Source organism: Streptomyces sp. NPDC091412, assembly GCF_044756885.1.
Taxonomy (GTDB): Bacteria; Actinomycetota; Actinomycetes; order Streptomycetales; family Streptomycetaceae; genus Streptomyces.
This window is the reverse complement of sequence record NZ_JBIVTV010000003.1, coordinates 635,730-661,826: the sequence shown is the minus strand read 5'-3', so window position 1 is coordinate 661,826 and position 26,097 is coordinate 635,730. Positions and strand designations below refer to the sequence as shown.

The 26,097-nt window shown below is 73.0% G+C and carries 27 protein-coding genes; 4 read left to right on the top strand and 23 right to left on the bottom strand.

Going from position 1 to position 26,097, the window contains the following annotated elements:
* Positions 1–20 precede the first annotated feature (20 nt).
* Together ACIQMV_RS11005 and ACIQMV_RS11000 are read right to left on the bottom strand one after the other, a co-directional pair.
* Positions 21–1,640, bottom strand: coding sequence for an ATP-binding cassette domain-containing protein (locus tag ACIQMV_RS11005; RefSeq protein ID WP_402592394.1), 1,620 nt, complete (start codon positions 1,638–1,640; stop codon positions 21–23).
* A 42-nt stretch (positions 1,641–1,682) separates the two neighbouring features.
* On the bottom strand, positions 1,683–2,336 hold the full coding sequence (locus ACIQMV_RS11000; protein ID WP_402592393.1) for a histidine phosphatase family protein: 654 nt from the start codon (positions 2,334–2,336) through the stop codon (positions 1,683–1,685).
* Between the two features lie 74 nt (positions 2,337–2,410).
* Between ACIQMV_RS11000 and ACIQMV_RS10995 the strand changes: the two genes are divergently transcribed.
* Positions 2,411–3,904, top strand: coding sequence for a bifunctional phosphatase PAP2/diacylglycerol kinase family protein (locus ACIQMV_RS10995; protein ID WP_402592392.1), 1,494 nt, complete (start codon positions 2,411–2,413; stop codon positions 3,902–3,904).
* 126 nt (positions 3,905–4,030) lie between these two features.
* Entirely contained in the window at positions 4,031–4,849 is an 819-nt protein-coding gene (locus ACIQMV_RS10990) for a class I SAM-dependent methyltransferase (protein ID WP_388476207.1), read from the top strand.
* A 52-nt stretch (positions 4,850–4,901) separates the two neighbouring features.
* On the opposite strand, the gene ACIQMV_RS10985 is transcribed toward ACIQMV_RS10990, so the two are convergent.
* The 13 genes from ACIQMV_RS10985 to ACIQMV_RS10925 all read right to left on the bottom strand — a co-directional run bounded on the left by ACIQMV_RS10985 (position 4,902) and on the right by ACIQMV_RS10925 (position 14,551).
* Positions 4,902–5,183 (bottom strand): gas vesicle protein K, encoded by a 282-nt coding sequence (locus ACIQMV_RS10985; protein ID WP_141356738.1) that lies wholly within the window; start codon positions 5,181–5,183, stop codon positions 4,902–4,904.
* Between the two features lie 2 nt (positions 5,184–5,185).
* Positions 5,186–5,368, bottom strand: coding sequence for a gas vesicle protein (locus ACIQMV_RS10980; protein WP_402592391.1), 183 nt, complete (start codon positions 5,366–5,368; stop codon positions 5,186–5,188).
* Positions 5,365–6,126, bottom strand: a complete 762-nt coding sequence (locus tag ACIQMV_RS10975) for a GvpL/GvpF family gas vesicle protein (protein WP_402592390.1) — start codon at positions 6,124–6,126, stop codon at positions 5,365–5,367. The genes ACIQMV_RS10980 and ACIQMV_RS10975 overlap by 4 nt, the downstream gene beginning before the upstream one ends.
* On the bottom strand, positions 6,123–6,509 hold the full coding sequence (gvpJ, locus tag ACIQMV_RS10970; RefSeq protein ID WP_402592389.1) for a gas vesicle protein GvpJ: 387 nt from the start codon (positions 6,507–6,509) through the stop codon (positions 6,123–6,125). Before gvpJ ends, ACIQMV_RS10975 begins: the two co-directional genes overlap by 4 nt.
* Positions 6,506–7,654, bottom strand: a complete 1,149-nt coding sequence (locus tag ACIQMV_RS10965) for an SRPBCC family protein (RefSeq protein ID WP_402592388.1) — start codon at positions 7,652–7,654, stop codon at positions 6,506–6,508. The genes gvpJ and ACIQMV_RS10965 overlap by 4 nt, the downstream gene beginning before the upstream one ends.
* A complete protein-coding gene (locus tag ACIQMV_RS10960; RefSeq protein WP_402592387.1) occupies positions 7,651–8,415 on the bottom strand; it encodes a DNA primase in 765 nt (254 codons plus the stop codon). Before ACIQMV_RS10960 ends, ACIQMV_RS10965 begins: the two co-directional genes overlap by 4 nt.
* Positions 8,412–8,687 (bottom strand): gas vesicle protein GvpG, encoded by a 276-nt coding sequence (locus tag ACIQMV_RS10955; RefSeq protein ID WP_141356750.1) that lies wholly within the window; start codon positions 8,685–8,687, stop codon positions 8,412–8,414. Before ACIQMV_RS10955 ends, ACIQMV_RS10960 begins: the two co-directional genes overlap by 4 nt.
* A 4-nt stretch (positions 8,688–8,691) precedes the next feature.
* Entirely contained in the window at positions 8,692–9,462 is a 771-nt protein-coding gene (locus tag ACIQMV_RS10950; RefSeq protein WP_402592386.1) for a GvpL/GvpF family gas vesicle protein, read from the bottom strand.
* The gene (locus tag ACIQMV_RS10945) at positions 9,459–9,890 is read right to left on the bottom strand and encodes a gas vesicle structural protein GvpA (RefSeq protein ID WP_402592385.1); all 432 of its coding nucleotides are present in this window, start codon (positions 9,888–9,890) and stop codon (positions 9,459–9,461) included. The genes ACIQMV_RS10950 and ACIQMV_RS10945 overlap by 4 nt, the downstream gene beginning before the upstream one ends.
* A 106-nt stretch (positions 9,891–9,996) precedes the next feature.
* Entirely contained in the window at positions 9,997–10,323 is a 327-nt protein-coding gene (locus tag ACIQMV_RS10940) for a gas vesicle protein (RefSeq protein WP_388476185.1), read from the bottom strand.
* Positions 10,324–10,448: 125 nt separating this feature from the next.
* Positions 10,449–12,296, bottom strand: coding sequence for a transketolase (locus ACIQMV_RS10935; RefSeq protein WP_402592384.1), 1,848 nt, complete (start codon positions 12,294–12,296; stop codon positions 10,449–10,451).
* A complete protein-coding gene (locus tag ACIQMV_RS10930; protein WP_402592383.1) occupies positions 12,293–13,726 on the bottom strand; it encodes an NAD(P)/FAD-dependent oxidoreductase in 1,434 nt (477 codons plus the stop codon). Before ACIQMV_RS10930 ends, ACIQMV_RS10935 begins: the two co-directional genes overlap by 4 nt.
* 282 nt (positions 13,727–14,008) lie before the next feature.
* A complete protein-coding gene (locus ACIQMV_RS10925; protein ID WP_402592382.1) occupies positions 14,009–14,551 on the bottom strand; it encodes a phage holin family protein in 543 nt (180 codons plus the stop codon).
* A 125-nt stretch (positions 14,552–14,676) separates the two neighbouring features.
* Here ACIQMV_RS10925 and ACIQMV_RS10920 point away from each other — a divergent pair, with 125 nt between their 5' ends.
* Together ACIQMV_RS10920 and ACIQMV_RS10915 are read left to right on the top strand one after the other, a co-directional pair.
* Complete coding sequence (locus ACIQMV_RS10920; RefSeq protein ID WP_398227497.1) at positions 14,677–15,024, top strand: VOC family protein; 348 nt, start codon at positions 14,677–14,679, stop codon at positions 15,022–15,024.
* Positions 15,025–15,127: 103 nt separating this feature from the next.
* Positions 15,128–15,475, top strand: coding sequence for a DUF6204 family protein (locus ACIQMV_RS10915; protein ID WP_141356765.1), 348 nt, complete (start codon positions 15,128–15,130; stop codon positions 15,473–15,475).
* On the opposite strand, the gene ACIQMV_RS10910 is transcribed toward ACIQMV_RS10915, so the two are convergent.
* The 8 genes from ACIQMV_RS10910 to ACIQMV_RS10875 all read right to left on the bottom strand — a co-directional run bounded on the left by ACIQMV_RS10910 (position 15,453) and on the right by ACIQMV_RS10875 (position 26,093).
* Entirely contained in the window at positions 15,453–15,998 is a 546-nt protein-coding gene (locus tag ACIQMV_RS10910) for a GNAT family N-acetyltransferase (RefSeq protein WP_402592381.1), read from the bottom strand. The two genes, ACIQMV_RS10915 and ACIQMV_RS10910, sit on opposite strands and share 23 nt — an antisense overlap.
* Before the next feature lie 41 nt (positions 15,999–16,039).
* Positions 16,040–16,963 (bottom strand): LD-carboxypeptidase, encoded by a 924-nt coding sequence (locus ACIQMV_RS10905; RefSeq protein ID WP_402592380.1) that lies wholly within the window; start codon positions 16,961–16,963, stop codon positions 16,040–16,042.
* A complete protein-coding gene (locus ACIQMV_RS10900) occupies positions 16,960–18,924 on the bottom strand; it encodes an LpqB family beta-propeller domain-containing protein (protein WP_141356771.1) in 1,965 nt (654 codons plus the stop codon). The genes ACIQMV_RS10905 and ACIQMV_RS10900 overlap by 4 nt, the downstream gene beginning before the upstream one ends.
* A gap of 4 nt (positions 18,925–18,928) precedes the next feature.
* The gene (locus ACIQMV_RS10895) at positions 18,929–20,233 is read right to left on the bottom strand and encodes a M20/M25/M40 family metallo-hydrolase (RefSeq protein ID WP_402592379.1); all 1,305 of its coding nucleotides are present in this window, start codon (positions 20,231–20,233) and stop codon (positions 18,929–18,931) included.
* Positions 20,226–21,059, bottom strand: coding sequence for a M55 family metallopeptidase (locus ACIQMV_RS10890; RefSeq protein ID WP_402592378.1), 834 nt, complete (start codon positions 21,057–21,059; stop codon positions 20,226–20,228). The genes ACIQMV_RS10895 and ACIQMV_RS10890 overlap by 8 nt, the downstream gene beginning before the upstream one ends.
* Positions 21,060–21,209: 150 nt before the next feature.
* Complete coding sequence (locus tag ACIQMV_RS10885; protein ID WP_141356777.1) at positions 21,210–22,343, bottom strand: glycosyltransferase; 1,134 nt, start codon at positions 22,341–22,343, stop codon at positions 21,210–21,212.
* The gene (locus ACIQMV_RS10880; protein WP_402592377.1) at positions 22,340–25,216 is read right to left on the bottom strand and encodes a CDP-glycerol glycerophosphotransferase family protein; all 2,877 of its coding nucleotides are present in this window, start codon (positions 25,214–25,216) and stop codon (positions 22,340–22,342) included. Before ACIQMV_RS10880 ends, ACIQMV_RS10885 begins: the two co-directional genes overlap by 4 nt.
* A gap of 151 nt (positions 25,217–25,367) precedes the next feature.
* On the bottom strand, positions 25,368–26,093 hold the full coding sequence (locus ACIQMV_RS10875; protein ID WP_402592376.1) for a class I SAM-dependent methyltransferase: 726 nt from the start codon (positions 26,091–26,093) through the stop codon (positions 25,368–25,370).
* Between the last annotated feature and the right edge of the window lie 4 nt (positions 26,094–26,097).

Genomic DNA, 26,097 nt, shown 5'->3' with positions numbered 1-26,097 from the left:
CCGGCGGCGGCAGACGTGCGTTACCGCGCCCGCTGTACCCGCCGTTCGTCCCACACCGGCTCCGGGGTCTCGCGGACCCGGCCGTCGCTGCCGAAGACCAGGAACCGGTCGAAGGAGCGGGCGAACCAGCGGTCGTGGGTGACCGCGAGGACCGTGCCCTCGAAGGCCTCCAGGCCTTCCTGGAGGGCCTCGGCGGAATCCAGGTCGAGGTTGTCGGTCGGCTCGTCCAGGAGCAGCGCGGTGGCGCCCGCCAGCTCCAGCAGCAGGATCTGGAACCGGGCCTGCTGACCGCCGGAGAGCCGGTCGAAGGTCTGTTCGGCCTGGCCGGTCAGTTCGTAGCGGCGCAGCCGGGACATCGCGGCGCCGCGGTCCTGGGAGTGCTCCTTCCACAGGATGTCCAGCAGGGTGCGGCCCACCAGCTCGGGGTGTGCGTGGGTCTGGGCGAAGTGCCCGGGGACCACCCGCGCGCCGAGCTTCCACGCGCCGGTGTGCGCCACGTCCTCGCCGGCCAGCAACCGCAGGAAGTGCGACTTGCCGGAGCCGTTGGAGCCGAGCACCGCGACGCGTTCGCCGTAGAAGACCTCCAGGTCGCAGGGCTGCATCAGGCCGGTCAGCTCCAGGCCCTGGCAGGTGACGGCCCGGACGCCGGTGCGACCGCCCTTCAGGCGCATCCGGATGTCCTGCTCACGCGGCGGCTCCGGCGGCGGACCGGCCTCCTCGAACTTGCGCAGCCGGGTCTGGGCGGCCTGGTAGCGGGAGGCCAGTTCATGGCTGACGGTGGCGGCCTGCCGCAGGTTCAGCACCAGCTTCTTCAGCTGCGCGTGCTTCTCGTCCCAGCGCCTGCGCAACTCCTCGAAGCGGGCGAAGCGCTGGCGCCGGGCCTCGTGGTAGGTGGCGAAACCGCCGCCGTGCACCCAGGCGTCGGCGCCGGCCGGGCCGGGTTCGAGGGAGACGATCCGGTCGGCCGCGCGGGCGAGGAGTTCACGGTCGTGGGAGACGAAGAGCACCGTCTTGCGGGTCTCCTTCAGACGCTCCTCCAGCCAGCGCTTGCCGGGCACGTCGAGGTAGTTGTCCGGCTCGTCGAGCAGCAGCACCTCGTCCGTGCCGCGCAGCAGCGCCTCCAGCACCAGCCGCTTCTGCTCGCCGCCGGACAGCGTGCGCACCTCCCGCCACTGCGCCTTGTCGTAGGGCATGCCGAGAGCGGCCGTGGTGCACATGTCCCACAGCGTCTCGGCCTCGTAGCCGCGTGCCTCCGCCCAGTCGGCCAGCGCCTGCGCGTACTGGAGCTGGGCGGCCTCGTCGTCGACGGTCATGATGGCGTGCTCGGCCGTGTCGACGGCCCGCGCGGCCTCCCTCACCCGCGGCGGCGCGACCGACACGAGCAGGTCGCGCACGGTCGTCTCGTCCCGCACCGACCCCACGAACTGCCGCATCACGCCGAGACCGCCGCCGACGGTCACGGTGCCGCCGTGCGGCTTCAGCTCGCCGGAGACCATGCGGAGCAGGGTGGTCTTGCCGGCGCCGTTCGGTCCGACGAGGGCCACGGCGGCCCCCTCTCCCACCCGGAAGGACACATCGCCGAGCAGCGTCCTCCCGTCGGGGAGGTTGTACTCCAGGTGCGCGGCTTCCAGATGTCCCATGGTCAGGCATTCTGGTCGCGGCCGTACGGGACGGGCAAACGCTTATCCGAAGTCCACGGGCCGTCCGGTCGGGCCGCTCTCCCGCGCCGGGGTGACGACCGCGTCCGCCCACGTCAAGGCCGTCCATCCGGCGTCGGCCGAGCCCTGGAGGACCACCACGCCGGTGTTCTCCAGGGGGTGGGTGGCGGCGAACTCCGCGTCGAGGTTGCGGGCGCGGACCGCGGTCCACAGGCGGATGGCCGCGCCGTGACTGACCATGGCGACGGTTCCGGCACCGTCCGCGGTGGCCTCGGCGACGACCGCGTCGTAGCGGGCCAGCACCTCGGTGCCGCTCTCGCCGCCGGGCATGCGCGTCCGGGTGTCACCGGCGGCCCAGCCCAGCAGCGTGCGCATGTAGACCTGTCCGCGCTCGGAGTCGCCCGGCTCCGTCTCCAGGTCGCCCGCCGACACCTCGCGGATGCCGTCGCGGACGATCACGTCGAGTCCGCGGACGGCGGCCAGGGGCCCGGCGGTGAGCTGGGTGCGGATCAGCGTGGAGGCGTAGAGCGCTTCGATGTCCTCGCCGGCGAGTGCCCGCGGCAGCGCGGCCGCCTGCCGTTCGCCGAGCCCGGTCAGGCCCGGCCCGGGGATCCGCGTGTCCAGCAGGTGGCCCACGTTGGAGGGGGTCTGGGCATGGCGGATGAGGAGCAGACGCATGCAAGGGTCCCTGAAGACGGCCGGTGCCGCCCCTCACACACAAGAAACGGCGACTTCAGGGTAACGGTCCCCGTATGAGCCCAGACGTCGACCTCACCGTCCCGAAGACCGGCGCCCGCGCCGTCCTGAAGCGCCTGACGGCCCTGGACGGCCGGCTGTTCGAGTTCGCGGCCGAGCGCCGCTGGCCCGGTGCCGGACCCGTGCTGCCGAGGCTGAGCCGGGCCGCGAACCACGGCGTGCTGTGGTGCGCGGCGGCGGCCGCCATCAGCGCGAGCCGTACCCCGAGGGCCCGCCGGGCCGCCGTCCGCGGCCTGGCCTCCCTGAGCCTGGCGTCCCTGACCGTCAACACCCTGGGCAAACGCTCGGTGCGCCGCGACCGGCCGGTCCTGGACCCCGTCCCGATCATGCGGCGGCTCAAGCGGCAGCCGTTCACCACGTCCTTCCCGTCCGGGCACGCGGCGTCCGCGGCCGCCTTCGCGACCGGCGTCGCCCTGGAGTCCCCGGCCTGGGGCGCGGCGGTGGCCCCGGTCGCCGCGTCGGTGGCGCTCTCGCGCGTCTACACCGGCGTCCACTTCCCGAGCGACGTGCTGGCGGGTGCCGCACTGGGCGCGGGCGTCGCGTTCGCGGTACGCGCCCTGGTGCCCACCCGCGCCCAGACCGGCCCGGCGCCCCACCCCCGCGCCGACCTGCCGGCGCTGCCCGGCGGCGCGGGCCTGGTACTGGTGGCCAACCGGGCCTCCGGCACCGCGGACCGCGCCGGCGCGCTGCGGGACGTACTGCCGGAGGCGGACGTCGTCGAGTGCGAGCCGGAAGAGGTCCAGGCGGAGCTGGAGAAGGCGGCGGACCGCGCCCGGGTGCTCGGGGTGTGCGGCGGCGACGGCACCGTGAACGCGGCCGCCGAGATCGCCCTGCGCCGCGGCCTGCCGCTCGCGGTGCTGCCCGGCGGCACGCTCAACCACTTCGCCTACGACCTCGGCGTGGAGGACGCCCGGGCCCTCGGCCGGGCTCTGGAGCACGGTCACGGCGTGCGCGTGGACGTGGGCCGCTTCCGCTCCGGGAGCAAGCGGGGCGTCTTCCTCAACACCTTCAGCCTCGGCCTGTACCCGGAGCTGGTGCGCGAGCGCGAGCGCTGGTCCGGCCGGATCGGCAGCTGGCCGGCCGGGGTGCTGGCGACGCTGAAGGTGCTGCGCGCCGACCGCCATCCGCTGCGGGCGGTGGTGCGGGGCCGCTCCCACCCGCTGTGGCTGCTGTTCGCCGGAAACGGCACGTACCACCGCATGGGGCTCGCGCCGGGCCGCCGACTCGACCTGACGGACGGGAAGCTCGACGTCCGGGTGGTGCACGGGGGCCGCAGGCCGGCGCTGCGCCTGCTGTCCGCGGCCCTGGCCGGCCCGCTGACGCGGTCCCCCGCCCACGCCGCGGTCCAGGTGGCCCGGCTGCGCCTGACCGGTGTCGCGCCCGGCACGCTGCTCGCCCACGACGGCGAGGTGATGGAGGCGGAGGACGAGCTGTGGCTGGAGAAGCTGCCCGAGGCGCTGGCGGTGTACCGACCGCTGCCAGGAGACTGACCACCCACCCGCCTTCTGTCCGGATGCTGAAATCGGGGTCTCACCATCCGGCACGGAGGCGTACCGTGATCCGTACCGCCCGGGGCCGCGGGCCCACGGGGTCAGGGGACGAGAAGGGGTACAGCCATGCCGAAGCGGGAGACGGCCGTCTACACGCACGGGCACCACGAGTCCGTGCTGCGTTCGCACACCTGGCGCACCGCCGCCAACTCCGCGGCCTACCTGCTCGGCTCGCTCCGGCCGCACATGAAGATCCTCGACATCGGCTGCGGTCCCGGCACCATCACCGCCGACCTGGCGGCCCTCGTCCCCCAAGGGCACGTCACGGGTGTCGACCGGGCGCCCGGCGTCCTGGAGCAGGCGCGCGCCACGGCCGCCGGGCGGGGCCTGGCCAACGTCGACTTCGCGGTGGCCGACGTCCACGCCCTCGACCATCCCGACGACACGTTCTGCGTCGTCCACGCCCACCAGGTGCTCCAGCACGTGGGCGACCCCGTGCAGGCGCTGCGCGAGATGCGGCGGGTGACGAAGCCGGGCGGGTACGTCGCCGTCCGCGACGCGGACTACGCGGCGATGACCTGGCACCCGCGGGTGCCGGGGCTGGACGACTGGCTGGACCTGTACCGGCGGGTCGCCCGCGCCAACGGAGGCGAGCCGGACGCCGGACGCCGGCTGCGGTCCTGGGCGCTGGCGGCCGGCTTCACCGACGTCACGGCCACCTCCAGCACCTGGACCTACGCCACCGAGGACGAGCGCGCCTGGTGGAGCGGGCTCTGGGCCGACCGCACCGTGGCGTCGGCGTACGCCGAGCGCGCCGTCGCGGGCGGACACGCGACCGAGGAGCGGTTGCGGGCCGTGTCGGCGGCGTGGCGGGAGTGGGGTGAGCGGCACGACGGCTGGTTCGCGGTCCTGCACGGGGAGATCCTGTGCCGCAAGGAAGGCTGATTCCGCAGCTCTCCCCGGGACCTCTCCCCCGTTCCCTGCCGTTCGTGAAGCGTCACTCCCGGGGAAGCAGGGGTCCCAGCGGTCCGAGGTCCAGATTCAGGTCCTCGGGCCGCAGCCCGTAGCGGTCGCGCAGTTCGGCCATGCGGTCCTCCAGGAGCATGAGCGTGAGACCGATCCGCTCCTCCTGGTCCTCGCTCAGGTCCCCCTCGTCGAAGCGGCGCAGCGCCTGCCGCTCCATGAGCTGGCGCAGCAGTTCCACAACGGTGAGCACGAGTTTCACCAGGTCCCGCTCGACCGTGTCGGGCTCCAGATCCAGTCGCTTGCGCGGGGGCACGGCTACTCCTCGAAGGGCGACGGCACTTGGACGTTCACCGAGCTGATCAGCGCGTTCAGGTCGATGCGGACGAGGTCCACGTCGGCGATGCGCAGGGTGATGTCCCCGGTGATGACGACACCGCCGGCCAGCAGCCGGTCGAGCAGGTCGACCAGGGCGATCTCACGGCGTTCGACGACCGTCATGCCTCCTCCCCCGCGAAGGAGTACGCCGCCCAGGGCCCGGTGAGCTCCACGCGCAGCCCCGGCACGTCGTCCTTCGTGCGGTCCACGAGTTCCACGAACTCCTCGGAGTCGCCGCGCGGCACCAGGTAGGCGGCGTTGAGCACGTTCCGACCCGCCGTGCCGCCGGAGAGAGCGGGGTGCTGCGGGGCGTGCAGCCGGGACTCCTCGGCGAAGGCGGAGAGCTGCTCGTGCAGCCGGGTCGCGAAGGTCTCCGCCTTCTGCCACAGGTCCTCGCCCGCCCGGGTCTGCTGCCGCCGCTGCCGCAGGTAGTCCCGGCCCGAGGCGGCCTTGGGCACGGGCTGCGCGGCCTGCTGGGGCTGCTCGGTCTCGGCGTAGATCTTCACGCCCCACTCCACACGCCCCTCCAGCCGGTCCAGGGTGTGGCGGATGTGGTCCTCGCGGGCCTCGATCATCGTGCGCACGGCGCTGTCGTCCCGGAAGACGGTGGCGAGCCTGAGCGGCAGCGGTGTGGTGACGACGGTCAGCGCGTCGATGACGCCCTGGTGTGCGCGGGCGGTGGCGGCGAGCCAGTCGAGGTCCTCCAGATGGGAGCGCAACGGCTCCTCGGCGAAGTCCCGCTCGGGCACCTCGCTGACGACGGCGACCAGGCCGTGGTGGTTGAGCTGCTTGGCCGGAGCGCCCGCCACCCCGGTCAGCTCCGCCTGGAGGGGCGCGCCGAGGGGCCGGCAGACGGCGTAGACGTACCGCAGTCCGGTCATGGTGCCTCCTTGCGGGCACGGTCCTGGTCCACGCGGCCCCGCTCCAGGCGGTCCGGCTCCGGTCGGCCGCGGTCCAGCTCCAGTTCCTCCAGCCGCGCCAGCCGCTCGCGCAGCTCCGCGTTCTCCCGGGCGAGTTCGTCGCGGCGGGCGCGGGACGAGAGCGCCGGGTCGGTCTCCCACCAGTCGATACCCATCTCCTTGGCCTTGTCGACCGAGGCGACGACGAGCCGGAGCTTGACGGTGAGCAGTTCGATGTCGAGCAGGTTGATGCGGATGTCGCCCGCGATGACGATGCCCTTGTCGAGCACGCGCTCAAGAATGTCGGCGAGGTTGGCCCCGCTGCTCGGGCCGTACGGTTCGGGCAGTCGGCTGGGCGTCGTCATCGGCGGCCCCCGCCCTCGGCGTACTCGTACTCGGGCTCCTCTTCTTCCTCGTCCTCGTAGTACTCGGGCTCTTCACCGTCCCCGGGCTCGTACTCCTCGTCTTCCTCCGCCTCGGGCTCCTCCTCGTTCTCCTCCTCTTCGTACTCGCCGTTCCCCTCCTCGGCGTACGGGCCCTCCTCCTCGTTCTCCTCGTACGGCTGCTCCTCTTCCTGGTTCTCGTCCTCGTAGCCGTTCTCCTCCTCGGCCTCCTGCTCCTCCTCGGAGACCGCGTCCTCGTGGCTGCGCACGACCTCGCCGTCGCGGATCTCGCCGCGCCAGCCCTCGTCGGCCTCTCCCTTGAGGGTGATGAAGCGGACGTAGTTCTTCAGGTCCAGCCGGGCGCGGCGGCCCTGGGCCCGCCAGATGTTCCCGGTCTTCTCGAACAATCCGCTCGGGTAGTACTCCATGACCAGCAGGACCCGGGTGAGGTTCTCTTCGAGACGGTGGAAGGAGACGACGCCCTTCGTGGTGCCCTTCGCGCCCTCCGACGTCCACTGGATGCGCTGGTCGGCCACCTGCTCGGTGGTGTGGGCCTTCCAGCTTCGGCTGGACCAGAACACCTTCAACTGCCAGTCGGAGGAGGTGTCGTCGGCGCGGCTCGCGCTCTTGACGCCCTTGGCGAAGGTGCTGAAGTCCTGGAACTGGGTCCACTGGTCGTAGGCGGTGCGCAGCGGCACGCCGACATCGACGGACTCGATGATGACGGTGGGCTTGTTGCCCCCGCCGCGCTTGCGCTTGCCCCCGCCGCCACCGAGGTTCCTCAGCACGCCCATGACGCTGTCCTTGGCGCGGGAGGCGCCCAGCTCCAGGACCGAGCGCACCGGGCCCTTGCCCTCGGCGGCCTTGCGTCCGGCGTCGAGGGCGAGCTTGACGAAGCCCGGGCTGTTGCCCTCGGCGATGTCGTTGAGCATGCCGGTGGTCTCGCCGAGCTTACGGCCGAAACCGACCAGGAGCCGCTGGGCCTGGGCGCCGAGGTAGTCCTGCACCTCGGCCTTGAGCCGGTCGGCGGCCTCGCTGTGGGCGAGGCCGCTCAGCGGACTTTCCTTCGCCGCGCCGCGCGCCGCGCCGCCGGCTGCGGAGGTCGCGGATCCGAGGGCCTCGGTCATCGGTCACCACCACCCTTCGGCCGCCGGGAGCGGGCGGCGCCGGTCGCGCCGCCGGCCGTGGCCGTCCTCTTCGCGGCCGTCCTTCCGGTCGCGGTCTGCTTCGCCGCCGTCTTCCTTGCGGGAGCCTTCTTCGCGGCGGCCCTCTTCGCGGGGGCCTTCTTGGCAGGAGCCTTCTTCGCCGCTTCCTTCCGGGCCGGTGCACCCGCCGGCGCCTTCCTGGCGGCCTTCTTCGGGGGCGCCTTCTTCACCGGCCCCTTCTTCGCGGGGGCCTTCCCGGCGGCTTCCTCGCGGGCCGGTCCGCCGCGGTCCTCGTCCTCGCCCCGGGGCTCCCCCTCGGCCTCGCGGCCCTCCCCCCGGTCCTCGTACTCGTCCTCGTACTCGTCGTACTCGTCCGTGTACGTGTCCTCCCCCTCGGGCTCCTCGTCTCCGCCGGGCTGCGGTGCGACGCCGGCGAGCTCGTCGCGGATCTGGGCGGTCCGCCCGTGCAGCCGGTCGGCGAGCGCGGTCATCTGTCGTTCGGCCATGGCCCCCGAAGCCGCCTTGCCCACCCCCTTCAGGTCCTCGCGCAGCTGGTCGCCGATCTCCTTGAGCTGCGGGTTGTTCATCAGCTGCTGGTTGACCAGCTGCGCGATCCCGCTCGGACCGAGGTTCAGCTTCTTGCCGGCCACCAGGCTGCCCAGCGTGAGGGCGAGTTTCGCCTTCTTCGTCCGTCCCAGGAGGTAGCCGGCCCCTATCGCGAGGCCGAGTCCCACTTTGTTCATCGTGCCGTCCCCTCGCCTGTTCCCTCACCTGTCCCCGTGCCTGAGCGCAGGCCGGTCTCCAGCCGGTCGAGAAGCTCGTCCTCCCTGCGGTCGAACTCCTCGGCGCTGATCTCGCCGGCCTCCAACTGCTCTTCCAGTCGGGCGAGTTCGGCCTGCACCGTGGCCGGGTCGTAGTAGATCCGCTCGGCCTCGCGCAGTACCTGCCGGATCGCCCAGGCGCTTCCGCGCGCCGGCGCGAACGGCAGCAGCAGCACTTCGGAGATGAGTCCCATGACGTCACTCCGCTCCTGTGTCGGCTCCGGCCGTGGTGCTGGCGGGTTCGGCGGGGCCGGGTTCGACGAAGCTGTACGGCGGCAGGGGGCCGTTGACCCGCAGTTCGAGGTGGGGCAGGTCCGTGCGGGCCTGTTCGACGGCGGTCACGAACTCCTCGGCCGCTTCCCGGTCGACCAGGAACGAGGCGTTGACCAGCCAGCCGGTGGAGGGCGGGCCGTCGCTGACCGCGGCGGCGTACGGCTCCAGCGCGTGCACGATCTCGCGGGCGTCGTCGGCCTCACGGGCCTGCACGGCGGCCGCGACCAGCTCACCGAGCCGGAGCTTGTCCTGGTAACCCCCGCCGCCGGAGCGCCGGTTGGCCTCCGCCAGGGAGCGGATCTCGGGGTTCTCGGCCATCACGCGGTGCAGCACGGCTTCCTCGTCGTGGCTGGCCTTGACGTTGTACTCGACCCTGCCCGCCAGGGCGCGCAGCCGCTCGCGGTAGTGCTCGGCGCGCTCGGTGAGGACACCGGTGACGGTGTCGTCGTCGGGGGCGACGCTGCCGAACCGCATCGGCAGCACACAGCCGGCCTCGCCGGCCTCGCTGAGCACGGCCTGGTGGGCGAGCAGATCCCTGCGTTTGGGGCGCAGTCCCTCGGGTGCGTCGCTGACGACCGCGGCGAGCCCGCCCGCCGTCAGCACGCGCACCGGGCGGGCCGGCTCGCCCACACCGCCCATGCCCCGCGGCAGGCCGGGGTGGGAGGCGGTGGTGATCGCGTAGACGTACGTGCTCACTCCTGCTCCTCCTTCCGGCGGGCCGGCGCGGCCTTACGTGCCCGCGGCCGCTGCCCGCTCTCGTCCGAGTGCTCCTGGCGGCCCTGCTGGAAGGCGTCGGAGACGGTCTGGGCGGCGCCGGACAGCGCCCCCTTGGCCTTGCCGCGCGCGCCGGACTCGGTGACCTCGCCGACCAGGTCGGGCAGGCCGGGGGTCCGGTGCGGGCCGGCTTCCAGGTCGAGCCGGTTGCAGGCCTCGGCGAAGCGCAGGTAGGTGTCGACGCTGGCGACGACGACCCGTACGTCGATCTTCAGGATCTCGATGCCGACCAGGGAGACCCGCACGAACGCGTCGATCACCAGCCCCCGGTCGAGGACGAGTTCCAGTACGTCGTACAGGCCGCTGCTGCCGCCTCCGCCACCGGACGTCTGTGCCGGGACAACGGTCATGCCAACCGCGCCTCCTTGTCTGTATCTGCTGCGTACTTGTCTGTGTCCGCTGCGTGGTCTGCCGCGTGCGTATACGGTCCTCGGGCGTGAGCCGCCCGGGGCCGGCCTAGCCGCCGCCGGAGCGGCGGGCGTCGGCGCGCCCGCGTTCGTATCGGCGCAGCCGCCGGTAGCCGGTCAGCTGCCCCCGCGGGTCGAGTTCCACCTGATAGCTCGCCATCAGGCTCATGGTGTCGGGCACCCGGGCCAGTTCCAGGACCTCGACCTCCAGCGACCAGCCGTCCTCCGACTGCTCGAAGGTCGTCACGGACTCCGCGGTCAGACCCGTCAGCTCGGCGAACTGGGCACGCGCCTCACGCAGCACCTCCACCGGCCTCGGCCGGGACGCCGACTCTCCTGAACCCTGCGACTCCGCGGTGTTTTCTCTCTTCACCATGGCCACCTCTTCTCCTCCGGGTGGCCGAAGGTTCCATGGCCAAACCTGCGCGGGTGCGGGTGTCCCTCACACACGGGGTCGAACCGCCGCAGGACCGCCGGTGCGCACCGTGCGCGCCTCGTCACTCACCGCACGACCGCTTCCTCCACCAGCAGCCGCGCGGCGGTCGCGATCGACTCGGCGTCGATGCCCGCGGCGTGCAGCTGCTCGGCGGGCGAGGCCGAGCCCGGCATCTCCCGGACGGCGAGCCGCACCAGGCGCGGCACCGGGCGTCCGTCGGTGAAGGCGTCGAGCACGGCGTCGCCGATGCCGCCCTCGGCGTGGTGGTCCTCCACGGTGAGCAGGCAGCCCGTGTCCTCGGCGGCCTCCCGGAGCGTGTCCCGGTCGACCGGCTTGACCGAGTACAGGTCGAGCACCCGGACCGCGATGCCGTCCCGGCCGAGGGCATCGGCGGCGGCGAGCGCCTCGTGCAGGGTGACGCCCGCGGCGACGACGGTCAGCCGGTCCCGTGCGGAGGAGCGCAGCACCTTGCTGCCGCCGACGGGGAACTCCTCCTCGGGCCCGTAGAGCACCGGGCTGGCCCCGCGCGAGGTCCGCAGATAGCGGACGCCGTCCAGGTCGGCCATCCGTGCGACGAGCTCGGCGGCCTGGTTGGCGTCGCACGGGTAGAGCACGGTCGAGCCGTGGACGGCGCGCATCATCGCCAGGTCCTCCAGGCCCATCTGGCTGGGCCCGTCCTGTCCGATCGCCGTGCCCGCGTGGGAGCCGTTGAGGTTGATGCCGGAGCCGCTGACGGAGGCCATCCGTACGAAGTCGTGCGCGCGGGTCAGGAAGGCCGCGAACGTCGAGGCGTACGGCACCCAGCCGCGCCGGGCCATCCCGACGGCGGCGGCGACCATCTGCTGTTCGGCGATGTAGCACTCGAAGTAGCGCTCGGGGTGTTCCTTGGCGAAGAACTCCGAGCGGGTGGAGTCGCCGACCTCGCCGTCGAGGGCCACGACGTCGCCGCGCGCGGTGCCGAGCGCGGCGAGCGCCTGGCCGTAGGCGTCGCGGGTGGCGACCTTTTCGCCCTTGTCCCAGCGGGGCAGTTCGAGGTTGCCGTCGCCCACGGCGTGCAGCGAACGGGCCGAGCGCGGCTCGTGCACGCGGACGCGGATGTCGCGGACGCCGCCCAGCTCCTCGACCGCCTCGTCGGGGTCCTTCAGCGGCTTGCCGTGCAGGCCCTCACGGTCCTCGGCGTCCTTGACGCCCCTGCCCTTGAAGGTGCGGGCGATGATCGCGGTGGGCCGGCCCCGCATGGAGACCGCCTCGCCGAAGGCGCGGTCGACGGCGTCCACGTCGTGACCCTCGATCTCGATCGTGTGCCAGTCGAAGGCGCGGAAGCGGCGGGCGTAGGCGTCCAGGTCGTGGCCGTGCCGGGTGGGGCCGCGCTGGCCGAGCCGGTTGACGTCGACGATCACGGTCAGGTTGTCCAGGTGCTCGTACCCGGCGTGCTCGGCGGCCTCCCAGATCGAGCCCTCGGCCATCTCGCTGTCCCCGCACAGCACCCACACGCGGTAGTCGGCGTGGTCCAGCCGTTTGCCGGTGAGCGCGATCCCGACGCCGATGGGCAGGCCCTGTCCGAGGGATCCGGTGGCGGTCTCCACCCACGGCAGCCGTTGCGGGGTGGGGTGCCCTTCCAGGCGGCTGCCCAGCTTGCGGAAGGTGAGCAGTTCCGCGTCGTCGATGGCGCCCGCCGCCTTGTAGGCGGAGTACAGCAGCGGGGAGGCGTGTCCCTTGGACAGGACGAGGCGGTCGTTGCCGGGGTGCTCGGGCCGGTCGAAGTCGTAGCGGAGATGGTTCGCCAGCAGGACCGCCATGATGTCGGCGGCGGACATGGAGGACGTGGGGTGCCCGGAGCCCGCCGCGGCGGCGGCGCGCACGCTGTCGACGCGCAGCTGCTGGCCGAGTTCGACGAGTTCGTCGGTGTTCATGAGTCTCCTTCCGCGGGTATGTCGTCTCGCTTGACCGGGCCCGGGGCGGGGTGGGCTCCGCCGTGCGCGGCGTCGGCCGGCTCTCCCGGGCCGGAGCCGGCCGTCGTCCTCGCCTGCCGCTCGGGCCCGCCCGGTACCCGGGCCAGCTCCGGGGAGGCCGTGTCCAGGGGCACGGACCAGGACCGTACGAGGCCCAACTGGACGGACTGGCGCGGCAGTACGGCGTCCAGCAGCCAGTCCGCGGCCACCCGGACGCGATTGCCGGGCATCGCCGCGAGGTGGTAGGCGCGGGTGACCGCTCCGGCCACCGGCCCGGACAGCGGGATGCCGAGCGGGTCGGCGGCGGCCTGCGCACCGCCCAGGTCCACGACGAAGCCGAGGTCGCGGTGGCGGTAGGGGCGGGCCTCGCCGACGCCGAGCGAGGCGGCGACGTTGACCGCGGCGGTCCTGCCCTGCCGCCAGGCGTGCTGGGCGGTCATCGGGGTGTAGCGGCCGGGGCGGTCCAGGTCGGGTACGGCGGCCGCGTCCCCGCACGCGAACACCTCCGGCCGCCCCGGCACCTGGAGGAAGGGGTCGACGACGAGCCGTCCCCGCTCCAGCGGGTGCCCGGTGCTCTCCACGAGCGGGTCGGGCCGTACGCCGACGCACCACACGAGCGTGCGGCTGCGGACGAACTCGCCGTCCGTCAGCAGCACCCCCTCGTGCGTGGCCTCCTTCACGGAGGTGCCCATGCGCACCTCGACGCCCCGCCTCCGCAACACGCGGTCGGCGGTGGCCGAGAGCCGTTCGTCCAGCTCGGGCAGCACGCGGGACGCGATGTCCAGCAGCAGCCAGCGGGGCCGGATGCCCTGCCGGAGCGGGTGCCCGCGCACCAGCGAGTCGGTGAACATCTTCCCGTGCGCGGCGACCTCGGTCCCGGTGTAGCCGGCGCCCACGACGACGAAGGTGCAGCGGGCCGAGCACGTCTCGGGGTCGTCCTCGCTGCTCGCCAGTTCGATCTGGCGGGTCACGTGGTCCCGCAGGTACAGGGCCTCCGGCAGGCCGCGGAAACCGTGCGCGTGCTCGGCGACGCCGGGGATCGGCAGCAGCTTGTTGACGCTGCCGACGGCGAGCACCAGCCGGTCGTAGGCCAGCGTGCCCTCGCCGCCCTCGGGGTCGGTGTAGCGCACGGTGCGCGCGTCCATGTCGATGCCGTGGGCCTCGCCGAGGACCAGCCGTACGTGGCGCAGCGTGCCAGTGAGGGAGACGGCGGTCCGGCGCGGCTCCAGGAGGCCCACGGCGACCTGGGGCAGCAGGGGCAGGTACAGGAAGTAGTCGGTCGGGTTCAGCAGGGTGATGTCGGCCTTGCCCCGGGACATCCTGGACAGCGTCCGGGCCGTGCGGTAGCCGGCGAAGCCGGAACCGACGATCACAATGCGGGGTCGACTCACGGTTCGCCTCCGGCGCGGTCGCGTACCTGGGTGCGGAACTCTCCGCGTCCCCCTGGCCGGGGCACCCAAACTTCTCCCGGCACCGGCCCGGCCGCCCGCGGCCGCCTCGGTGGGGACACGGACGGGCGCCCGCAGGCCGGAGGGCGAGCGGGCGCCCGGTGCATGTCACGCTCCAACAGGTTCGGACGCGGGTCCGAACGCAGGTGGGAACGCAGGTGGGAACGCGGGTTGGAGCGCGGGTCGGAACAGGACGGGAAACCCGGCGGGGAACCCGACGGGGTGTCAGGCCCGGTGGTCCGTTCCCGGGTCGGTCTCGCCGGGGCGTTCCGGCCGGATCGCTCCGGACGGAGGCGCGGGTGGCACCGGCGGCACGGGCGGGTGCGCCGCACCCGCCGCCCTGCCGGCCGTGCCCGCCGCGCCACCGGCCGTGTCCGCCCCGCCACCGGTGCCGCCCGCGGGCGGAGCGCCCAAGTCGTGTCCGGCCGTGAGGTCCGCGGCGCGATCCGGGGTGCGATCCGCGGCGGGCCACGCCGCCGACGGCCGGGCGGCCTCGCGCAGCGCGTAGGCCGCCGCGCCCAGGATCGCCGCGGTGATCAGTGCGGCGGCCCAGCCGGGCAGCCCGATCGCGAGGGCCAGCCCCACGGCGAGCGCGAGAGCCGCGCCCGCGTACAGGGCGACGGCGCCGGACGCGGCGTACAGCGTGGCGGTGCGACGCCGCCTGCGGGTCTGCTCGCGCAGTTCGTCGCGCACCGTCTCACGCGCCACCTGCGCCAGTTCGTCGACCAGTTGCTTGTCCAAGTGCTCCAGGTGATCCAAGCCCTTCATGGACCGCGAGTACCCGCACAGGGGTACGTATAACGCCGTCCGGGGATGTGGCGGAGGGGGCGGGCGTTCCGGGCGATCCGGTGAAACGATCACCTCCCCGGCCACCCCCAACTACGCTCGTGCGCATGGAGATTCTGGGAACCAGCCTGCGCGTCTGCGTCAACGATCTGGACACCGCCGTCCCGTTCTACGAGGGTCTCGCGGGCGCCAGAGCTCTCCGCTTCGAACAGGGCGGCGTCCAGGTGGCCGCGGTCGGCTGCTTCCTGCTGATGAGCGGACCCGAGTCGCAGCTGGAGGTGCTGCGCAAGGTGACGGCGACGATAGCCGTGGAGGACGTCGACGAGGCCCACCGGGTGCTGACCGGGCTCGGCGCGCACATCGTGGCCGGGCCGGTCCCGACACCGGTGGGGCGCAACCTGATCGCCCTGCACCCGGACGGGTCGGTGTACGAGTACATGGACCGCCGGGGCTGAGCGGACGCGGGGATATTCCGTGGTCGGCGCGTCGCGGGCGCCGTAGAGTCGGCCGGTCGACCCTCATGGCCCATGGCCGGGCGTGGAGAAGTACGGAGATCCGATGAGCGAGCAGCACACCTACCGGGTGATCGTCCGGGGCACCTGGGACGCACTGACCGACGAGGCCCGGGAACGGCTGCGCGCGGAGGCGGACGAGCACGGCATGCTCAGCATGCGGTTCACCGAGGAGGGCTCGCTGTCGTACGAGCCGTCCCCGCTGAAGCACTTCTCGATGCGCTACGTCGTGGTGTGCGACGCGGAGGACGGCGAGGAGATGGCGGCCGCCATCGCGGAGGACCGCGCGGAGACCGCCCTGCGCGGCCTCGGATACGGCTTTCGTGACCTGCGGTCGACCGTCACGGACCTGGACACCATGAAGGTCAACTTCAAGCGCGCATCTCGGCGGTGAGCGCCCACCGCTCGTGATCGCGCCAGGCCCCGTCGATGAAGAGCATGTCCGGCGAGAAGCCCTCCAGGCGGAAGCCGCAGGCGCGGGCCAGCGCGATCGAGGCGGTGTTGAGCGGCTGCACGTTGATCTCCAGCCGGTGCAGCCGCATCGGGCCGAAGGCGTACCCGATGACGAGGTCGAGGCCCTCGCGCATCAGGCCCCGCCCGGCGGCGTGCGCGAAGGCGCCGTAGCCGAGCGCTCCGGACCGGAAGGCGCCGTGCACGATGTTGTTGATGTTGACGAAACCGGCGAGGGCGCCCGCGTCCTTCTCGCAGACCAGGAAGCCGGCCCTCGCCGGATCCTCGATCAGCCGCCGGGCGTAGGCGGCGTACGCCTCGGCGGTGGCCGGCGGGAAGAGCCACGGGCGGTGCAGGTCCTCGCTCTCCCGGACCCGGGCGGTGAACTCGGCGCCGTCCTCCTGGGTGAAGGGACGGATGCCCACGTGGGGCCCCTCGGCGAGGAAGCGGGCTGCGGTGTGTGGCATGCCGTCACCCTACGCGCGGCACGCGCCCGGCCGCGGCGCGGTCAGCGCAGGGCGGGCGCGTCGAGCGTCAACGTGCCCTCGTCGGCGTCGAGTTCGGCCGCGACACCGAAGGGAACCGTCAACGCGCCCTCGCAGTGCCCGAAGCCGAACTCCTCGGCGACGGGCACCCCGAGTCCGCCGAGCCGGTCGGCGAGCAGGGCCCGCACCCGGTCCGGGGTCTCGCAGTCCTTCCAGGAGCCGAGCAGCACCCCGCGCACCCCGTCGAGCCAGCCGGCCCGCAGCAGCTGGGTGAGGTAGCGGTCCAGGCGGTAGGCCTCCTCGCCCACGTCCTCCAGGCACAGCAGGCCGCCGGCCGCGCCGGGCCGCGCGTGCGGTGTGCCGAGGTCGGCGGCGAGCAGGGCCAGACAGCCGCCGAGGGTGACGCCCCGGGCCCGCCCGGGAACCAGGGCTGGTCCGCCGGAGGCGATCGTGCGGACCGTCTCGGGCGCGAACAGGGTCGCTCGCAGATGCCGCTGCGCCCGGTCGTTCTTGACGAAGTCGACACCGGCGGCCATCGGCCCGTGCAGCGTGACCAGGCCCAGGCGGGTGGCGAACGCCTCGTGCAGCGCGGTGATGTCGCTGAAGCCGACGAACACCTTCGGGCCGGCCGCCCGCATGGCCTCCCAGTCGAGCAGGTCCACCATGCGCTGCACGCCGTAGCCGCCGCGGGCGCACAGCACCGCGTCCACGGACGGATCGCACCAGGCGCCCTGGAGGTCGGCGGCGCGGTCGCGGTCCGTACCCGCCAGGTAGTCGAACGTGCCGTGCCGGGCCGTCACGTGCGGCGCCACCACCGGATCCAGGTCCCAGCCGCGCAGCACGTCCAGGCCCGCCTGCAACCGCTCCTCGGGCACGGGCCCGCTGGGCGCGACGACGGCCACGCGGGCGCCGGGGGCGAGCCGGGTGGGGCGGACGAGTTCCTTCACGTGCCGAGCTCCAGGGTGGGGATGCCGGCCGGGTCCAGGCCGAAGACCTGAGCGTACAGCGACAGCTCCGCCTCCAGTGCCCGCACCAGGGTGTCGGCCCGGCGGAAGCCGTGCCCCTCGCCCTCGAACGCCAGGTACGCGTGCGGCACCCGCCCGCCGGCCAGCCGGGCGAGGAACCGCTCGCACTGGGTCGGCGGGCAGATCACGTCGTCCAGGCCCTGGAGCAGCAGGAAGGGCGCCGTGATCCGGTGGGCGTGCTCGGCGGGCGAGCGCTCGGTGTACCGGCCGGGCACCTCGGCGAGCGGCCCGACCAGGGACTCCAGGTACTGCGACTCGAAGTCGTGGGTCTCCCCTGTGCCCCAGCCGGTCAGGTCGAGGATCGGGTAGCTGATCGTGCCGCAGGCGTACACGTCGGTCGTGGTCAGGGAGGCCGCCGTGGTCCAGCCGCCCGCACTGCCGCCCCGGATCGCCAGCCGGGCGCGGTCGGCGGTGCCCTCGTCGGCGAGGGCGAGCGCGACGGCCGCGCAGTCCTCGACGTCGACGACGCCCCACTGCCCGCGCAGCCGGTTGCGGTACTCGCGGCCGTGCCCGGTGGATCCGCCGTAGTTGACCTCGGCGACCCCGATGCCGCGCGAGGTGAAGTAGGCGATCTCCAGGTCGAGCACGAGAGGCGCTCGGCTGGTGGGTCCGCCGTGCGCCCACACGACGTACGGGGGCAGCTCACCGGCGGGCGCCACGCACTCGGGGTGGTGCGGCGGATAGATGTGGGCGTGGACCTCCCGGCCGTCCGGCCCGGTGAAGGTGCGGATCCGCGGCTCGGGGTAGTAGGCGGGGTCGACCGGGTCGTCGTGGGCGGCGCCGATCACCCGCGCCCGGCCCGTGCGGGTGTCCAGCTCGACGACCTCGTACGCGCTGCGGGGGCCGGCGGCGACCGCGACGACCCGGTCGCCGTGGACCACCGGCGCCGCGTCGAACTCCGTCCAGGGGCCCGCCGTGTCGACGACCTCGCCCGTCTCCGGGTCGAGCACGCCGAGGGCGGTGGCGCCGCGACCGTGCACGACCGCGATCAGACCGCACTCCAGCGGCGCGAACCAGCGCTGGCCCAGCTTCCACAGCGGGCCGCCGAACTCCTCCTCGCGGACGCACAGGGGCTCACCGTCGCGGTAGAGGTTCCACCAGCCGCTGCGGTCGCTCGCGTACAGCAGTGAGCCGTCGGCGGCCCAGTCCGCCTGGGCGATGGACTCCTCAGGGCCGCCCGCCACCGTGCGGGGCGCGCCGAACGAGCCGTCGGCGCGCACCTGAGCCACCAGCAGCTCCGTGCCGTCCCACGGCATCCGCGGGTGGTCCCAGGCCAGCCAGGCCGCCCGCCGCCCGTCGGGCGAGAGCCGGGGGCCGGTCACGAACCGGTGCCGGCCGTCGGAGAGTTCACGCACCGCGGCCCGGTCCCCGGCCGCCGAGCCGTCCAGCGGTACGGCGGCCAGGACGCGCCGTACGTCGCTCGGCGCCTCCCCGGTGAACTCCTCCAGCACGCACCACACCTCGCCGTGTTCCAGGCGCAGTTGGGGTTCGGCCCAGCGCAGTCCGCCGCCCACCGCCGAGAGCGGGGTGAGCGGGCGCGGCTCGCCGCCGGGCTCGTACCGGTACAGCCGCTGGTCGGCGAAGTTCACGAACACCAGCAGCGGCACACCGTCCACGACGGCTCCCGCCCAGGGCCGGCCGCCGTACTCGATGACGCGGCTGCGCACGTTCCACGGCTCGGGCAGCACCGTGGACTGCGAGCCGTCGGCGTGCCGCCGCACCAGCGCCCGGCGTCCGCCCTCGGCGGGCCGCGGCTCTGTCCACCACACCTCGTCGCCGACGAATCCCGGGAACTCCGGCCTGCCGTCGTGCGCGGCGGCGAGGGCCGCGTCGACGGGCGAGGGCCAGGAACCGCAGGGCAGGGTGCGCATGTTTTCCCCCATGGGCTCAGGCGGTCCGCAGGAAGCGGTCCAGGACGCGGACGCCGAAGTGCAGCGCCTCGACGGGGACGCGCTCGTCGACTCCGTGGAACAGGGCGTTGTAGTCGAATCCCTCGGGCAGCTTCAGCGGCGAGAACCCGTACCCGGTGATGCCCAGCCGGGAGAACTGCTTGGCGTCGGTGCCGCCGGGCATGCAGAACGGCACGACATGGCCCTCGGGCGCGAACTCCTCGACGGCGGCCCGCATCGCCGCGAAGGCCGGCGAGCCGACCGGCGACTGGAGCGCCACCTCGCGGTGCAGGAACTCCCAGTCCACGTCCGGGCCGGTCAGTTCGTCGAGGGTGGCACGGAACTCCTCCTCGCCGCCGGGCAGATACCGCCCGTCGACGTGGGCGACGGCCTCCCCCGGGATCACGTTGACCTTGTAACCCGCTTCGAACATGGTGGGGTTGGCGCTGTTGCGCAGCGTCGCCTCGACCAGCCGGGCGGCCGGGCCCAGCTTGTCCACCAGCGCGTCCACGTCCCGCAGGTCCGCCTCGATGCCGTACAGGGCGGCGAGTTCGGTGAGGGCCGCGCGCACGGTCGGGGTGAGCCGCACGGGCCACTTGTGGGCACCGATCCGGGCGATCGCCGCGGCGAGCCGGGTCACCGCGTTCTCCCCGTTGACCCGGGAGCCGTGGCCCGCCCGTCCGCGTGCGGAGAGCCGCAGCCAGGCGGTGCCGCGCTCACCGGCGGCGATCGGGTAGATCTGCCGTCCGGTGCCGTCGTGGAAGGTGTACGCCCCCGACTCGCTGACGCCCTCGGTGCAGCCCTCGAACAGCTCCGCGTGCCGGTCGGCGAGGAACCCGGCGCCGTCCTCGGCGCTCGCCTCCTCGTCGGCGGTGAAGGCGATCACCACGTCCCGTCGCGGCCGCAGCCCCTGCCGGGCCCAGGCGCGGACCACGGCGAGGATCATCGCGTCCATGTTCTTCATGTCGATCGCGCCCCGGCCCCACACGACCCCGTCGCGGACCTCGCCGGAGAACGGGTGCACGCTCCAGTCCTCGGCGCGGGCCGGGACCACGTCCAGGTGACCGTGCACGAGCAGCGCGTCCGCCGACGGGTCGGTGCCCTCGATCCGGGCCACGACGTTGGTCCGGCCCGGGGTGCGCTCCAGGAGCACCGGTTCCAGGCCCGCCCCGGCGAGCCGCTCGGCGGCATACTCGGCCGCCGGGCGCTCCCGGCAGTCGCCGCCGCCCCGGTTGGTGGTGTCGATGCGGATCAGGTCGGACGTGAAACCGACGACCTCGTCCAGCGCCTGCGCGTCAGCCATACTGCTCCTCGATCGCGGACGAGGCGATCGTGGTGACCGCCTTGAAGGTGCGGATTGCCTCGTGCATGGTGGCGCTGGTGTAGGCCACCTTGCGCTCCCCGATCCGGCTCACTCCCGGCACGACGGTGCAGGCCATGGCGAGATGCTCGGCATCGAACTCGACCGCGACGGTGAACGGGCCTCCCTCGACCGGTTCGTGACGGACCGCCAGCCCGGCCGCCTGCTGGGCCGCCGCGCGGATGTCGGCGGCAGTGCGGGCCGGCGTGCGGCACACGGCCGCGTACCGCGACACATGGTCCTTCACCGCGACCTTGAGCGCCTCGGGCGCATACCCGAGGGCGTCCTCGCAGGCCACGTCGTCCCCGGTGACCAGCACCACCGGCACCCCGTACTCGGCGACCACATGGGCGTTGAGCAGCCCCTCGCTGGCCCGTACGTCGTTCAGCCACACCCCCGTGATGGAGTTGGCGAGATAGGTGTGGGCGAGGACGCCCTCCATGCCGGCGCCCGCGTGATAGCCGACGAAGGCGATGCCGTCCACGTCACCGTGCTGCACGCCCTCCACCATGGACAGCGACTTGTGCCGTCCGGTGAGCATCTGCGCCCGCTCGTCCAGCCGCTCGAGGAGCAGGTTGCGCATGGTCCAGTGCGCCTCGTTCACGAGGACCTCGTCGGCGCCCCCGTCGAAGAAGCCGCGTACGGCGGCGTCGACGTCCGAGGTGAACATCGCCCGGCACCGCTCCCACTGCGGCGTTCCCGGCAGCACGTCGGCAGGCCAGGTGACCCCGGTGGCGCCCTCCATGTCGGCGCTGATGAGGATCTTCATGGAGCGTCACGTTACGCGCCGATCAGCGAACCGGCTACGGAGAGACGGTGAAAGTCGGCGGGTGGGCGAACGGCGGGACACACCCCTCTCGCCTCCGGCGCCCCGGGCAGCGGGGGATGCCGGCGGCGGGCGTGACCGGCGGTGCGGTCCTCAGCGTTCCAGGAAGTCGAAGAGGTCTTCCCAGCTCTGGGTGATGACGTCCGGGTCGAACCGGTGGGCGCTGCGCAGGGCCTCGTCGCCCATCGTGTCGCGCAGCCGCTCGTCGGCCATCAGGCGCACAAGGTGACGGGCGAGTTCGGAGGTGTTGCCGGGGCGGGCGAGCAGGCCGTTCTCCTCGTGGGCGACGATCTCGCGGACGCCGGGCGCACAGTCGAACGCCACGCACGGCACGCCGGTCGCCATGGCCTCCAGCAGGACCAGCGGGAAGCCCTCGCCGCGGGAGGCCTGGACGAAGACGGAGGAGGCGCGCAGCGCGCCGGGGACGTCGTCGGTCTGCCCGGCGAAGTCGACGGAGTCCTCCAGGCCGAGTTCCGCGCACTGCCGCTTGAGCTCCGCCTCGGCCTCTCCGCTGCCGTAGACGCGCAGGGTCCAGCCGGGCTGCTTCGGCACGGCCTCGGCCCAGGCGTCCAGGAGCATGTCCACGCCTTTCTCGTGGGAGAGCCGGCCCACGTTCACGACGACCTTCCCGGTGCGTGGCGAGGGGGCGTCGGGCACGATGGACAGCGGGTTGGGCATGAAGCCGACGTTGTTCATGCCCTCGACCCCCCAGCGGTCGGCGTCCTCCCGGGTGAGTGCCAGCAGCCGGTCGACGTCCTTGAAGTACTTCTTCACGCGCGCGAATCGGGACGACTTGCGGGACGTCTCGTAGGACTCGTGGGTCATGCCGATGACGCGGTGCCCCGCGGTGTCCGCGAGGGCCACCCACTCCATCGCCCACACCTGGGGGACGATGATCATCGCGCCGGGCCGGGCGTCCTGGAACAGCGACGAGAGCCGGCTCGCGGCGGTCCGCATGTGGGTCTCGTGACGGCGCAGCGCCGGGTCGAAGCGGCCGAGCAGGCGGCGTGGCCTGGGCCGGCCCGGCGGACGCCGGGCGTACAGCGTCACGGTCCGGAACGGCGGCTGGTCGCCGAGGGCCATCGGATGGTTGGGCGGGGCGACGCCGACGACGGTGACCCGGTGTCCGCGCTCGGCCAGCAGTCCGGCCATCTGGATCTGCCAACGGCACACACCGCCGAGTTCGTTGACCTCGTTGGCCACGAAGAAGATGTCGCGCTGGGTCATCGGGTCTCTCCTGCGGGGCCGAAGAACCGGTCCACGATCTGCGCCGCGGCGTCCCCGCGGTCGTACTCGCCGTACTTGTCGACGAACTCCTTCAGCCGTGCCTCGTACTTCGACTGCACGGTGCTCAGGTCGCCGATCACCGCGAACAGTTCGTCGTCGGTGCGCGGGACGGGGCCCGGTGCCTCGGCGAGCAGGTCGAAGTAGGTGCCGCGGGTGTCCTGGGCGTACTCCTCCCAGTCGTGGGCGTGGAACACGATGGGGCGCCGGAGCAGCGCGTAGTCGAACATCACCGACGAATAGTCGGTGATCAGGCAGTCGGCGAGCAGCAGCAGCGGGGTGATGTCCGGTTCGGCGCTGACGTTGATCACGCGTCCGGCGACCGACGGCGGCAGGGTGAGCCGGTTCAGGTAGTGCGCGCGGACGAGGAGGGTGTGGTCGTCGCCGAAGCGGGCGGCGAATTCCTCGATGTCGAAGGGGAACTCGAAGTCCCTTACGCGGCCGTCGGGATGAGTGCGGAACGTCGGCGCGTACAGCAGCACCCGCCGGTCCGGGGCGAGACCCAGCCGCTCGGCCAGCCGCTGTGCGTCGGCGGGCAGCGGTGCCCCCTCGCGGACCCGCACCAGGGCGTCGTTGCGCGGGTAGCCGGTGCGCAGCAGCTTCTCCTCGGGGATGCGGTAGGCGCGGGCGAGGGTGCGCACGTCGTGCTCGCCGCGGACCACGAAGTGGTCGAAGCGGTCCAGCGCCTGCTGGTAGGAGCGCTGCTCCGGCTCGGACAGCATCCGGTAGGTGGGCTCGTCGAAACCCATCCGCTTCAGCGCCGAGCCGTGCCAGGTCTGGATGTACGTGGTCTCCGGGCGTTTGGCGAGCCGCAGCGGGTAGCCCTGGTTGTCGATCCAGAACTCCGCCTGGGCGATCGCCTTGAGGTAGCGCCAGGACCAGCGGCGCACCAGCTCCACGTCCTGCGGGAAGCCCGTGGGGCGCTCGCCGGCGTACGACCAGATCGGGGTGATCGGCGTCTTGCGGCGGCGCAGTTCCTCGAAGATGGCGCGCGGGCTGTCGCTGTACTGCTTGCCGAGGTGGCTCTCGAAGACGACCGTGCCCTTGCGGACGGGCAGCCTGCGCAGCATGCGGTCGTAGACCTGGAGCTTGCGGTTGCCGGAGTTCAGGTCGCGGCGCACGGCCCGCAGCGTGCGGTAGGCGCGCTTGGCGGCCCGCGCGGGGCGCCCGTGCAGATTGCGCTCCACGGCGGCGCGGCCGGTGCGGGCGAGCCGGCCCTGCTGGGTGAGCCGGAAGGCCAGGTGGCCCTTGGCGGACACCTGCGCCTCGAGCCGGTCGGCCATGAGCCGGGTCAGGCGGGGCCGGACGGGCAGGGACCCGGCGTTCTCCAGGTCGACGGCGCCGACGGTGAGCCGGCTGGTGGTGCGCTTGCCGCCGGCGGTCAGGTGCAGCCGGACGTCCCACACGTCGTCGATGACGCCGAGTGGTCTGAGCCGCCGGGCCAGCGGCACCTGGGCCCGCCAGGCGATCACGTCGCCCTCGTGGCGCGGGGCGGGCACCGGGAAGCGGAAGGTCTGGAGGCTGCGGCGGCGGGCCCGGAACTCCAACTCGGCGCCGAGCTCGGCGCCGGGGTCGATGGTGTGCAGCGGGTTGACGATCTCGCCGGCGAGCACCACGTCGCCGCCGTGGACCGCGTACTCGGTGAGCCGGTTGCGCAGGGCCATCCGGTTCAGCGGCTTGGCGTGGTAGCCGAGGGTCGTGACGTCCAGGACGGCGCGCATGTCGGGGTCGTCGAAATAGCGGTCGGTCCAGTAGACACGGCCGCCCCGCTCGGCCAGCGGTGCGGAGATCTTGTGCCGGTTGATGAGGGTGTCGATGGCCGGCATCAGGTCGGTCCAGTCCTCGCGCAGCAGCAGCTGGGCGCAGATGGCGTGGACGCGGTCGAGCTCGGCGTAGGCGGCCTCGGGGAAGTCCTGGACGTAGCCGCGGGCCAGTTCGGCGAAGCGGTGGCGGTAGTCGTCGTCGAGGAAGGGCAGATCCCGCAGGTACAGCACCAGGTCGTGCTTGAGGAACTTGATGTCCTTGCGCAGCTTCAGCTCGTCCTGGCCCTGGCGGTCCAGGATGGCGTCGATACGGCGGTGGATCTCGACCCGGTCGGCGAAGTTGCTGATCTCGCCGCGCCGGTTGCTGATCGACTTGACGGCGGTCTTCTGGACGACGTTCCAGTGGTAGACCGTGTTGGGGATGAGGGTGATCCGCTGCGCGGCCAGATAGGCCTGCGCGGAGAAGAGCAGGTCCTCGTAGTGGATGCCCCGGGGGAAGGCGAGCTCGTTGTCGATCAGGAACAGGCGCCGGTAGCACTTGTTGGTCGACAGGGTGTCGAAGACGAACAGGTCCGGCAGCTCGGCGACGGAGTCGAGCGTGCGGGTGCTCTGGTACAGCCAGGGGTACCAGAGCACGCGCTTGTCGTGCCGGCTGTCGGTGTGAACCCGGACACACAGGCCGGAGACGAGGTCGGCGCCGGTGCGGTCGGCGGCCTCGATCATGTTGCGGCAGGCGTTCCGCTCCAGGGTGTCGTCGCTGTCCAGGAACATCACGTACCGGCCGCGGGCCACCTTGACACCCTGGTTGCGGGGCTCTCCGCAGCCGCCGCTGTTCTCCGGGAGCCGGATCGCCCGCACCCGGTCGGGGTGGGCCGCGGCGAGCGCCTGCGCCACCTCGTGGGAGCCGTCCGTCGAGCAGTCGTCGGCGATGATCACCTCGACATTGCGAAGTGTTTGCTCGAGGACGGAACCCACGGCTGTCGGAAGTCGCTCTTCGTCGTTGTAGACGATGACGACGACACTGACGTCCGGCTCCGGCGCGACGATCGACACGGCCACCTCTCGTCTTTGTTCCGTTCGGTCTGCGGGGGGTAGGCATAACCCTACAGCGTGTAGGGACAACTTCGGCTCCCACCCCCTTCAAACTACGCCAATGCGACAATACGCCGTCCCACTGACACGCAGAGCACGACCGCCGAGCCGGTCAGTGGGCGCGGCCCGCCACGAACCACCTCGACGGCAGCTCGATACGGGTCCCGTCGGAGGTGAACTCGGTGGTGACCAGGGGCATTTCGCCGCGCGCCAGGACGGTGAGGCCGGCCGAGCGGAGGTACTCCGGCACGGCGGCGTCGGCGACTTCGCCGGGCGCGATGCCGTGCCGCAGGACCGGGGCGAGCTTGGGCGGCGGACCCGCGGGGTCCCGAGCGAGGCCGCCCAGGACCAGGCGGGCGGACTCGGACGGTTCGACGAGGAAGACCCGGCCGCGCGTGCCGAGGAGGGCGGCGATGCCGTCGGCGAGTGCCTGCCGGTCGTCCGGATCACACTGGTGCAGCACGCCCCGCACATACACGTTCACATCACCCAGCTCGGCGTGCAGCGTCTCCGCCTCGCTCTTGTCGGTGGCGTCCAGCACCCGGTACACGGCCCGGCCCGTGCGGTCGCCGCGCCGGGCGCGCTCGACGGCCGCCGCGGCGATGTCGACGCCGACGACGTGCCCGAAGCGCTCGGCGAGGAAACGGGTCTGCGTGCCGTTGCCGCACCCCAGGTCGACCAGGGACAGCGCCGGTTCGGCCAAGTGCGGTCGGAGCAGCGGCAGATGGAGACCGGCGGTCACCTCGGGCCCGGCGTCCCAGAACACCGACCCCGGCTCCTCGGACGCCTCGCTCCAGAACCCCTCCCAGGCCTGCCGGTACCGGCTCGTCGCACTCATGCCC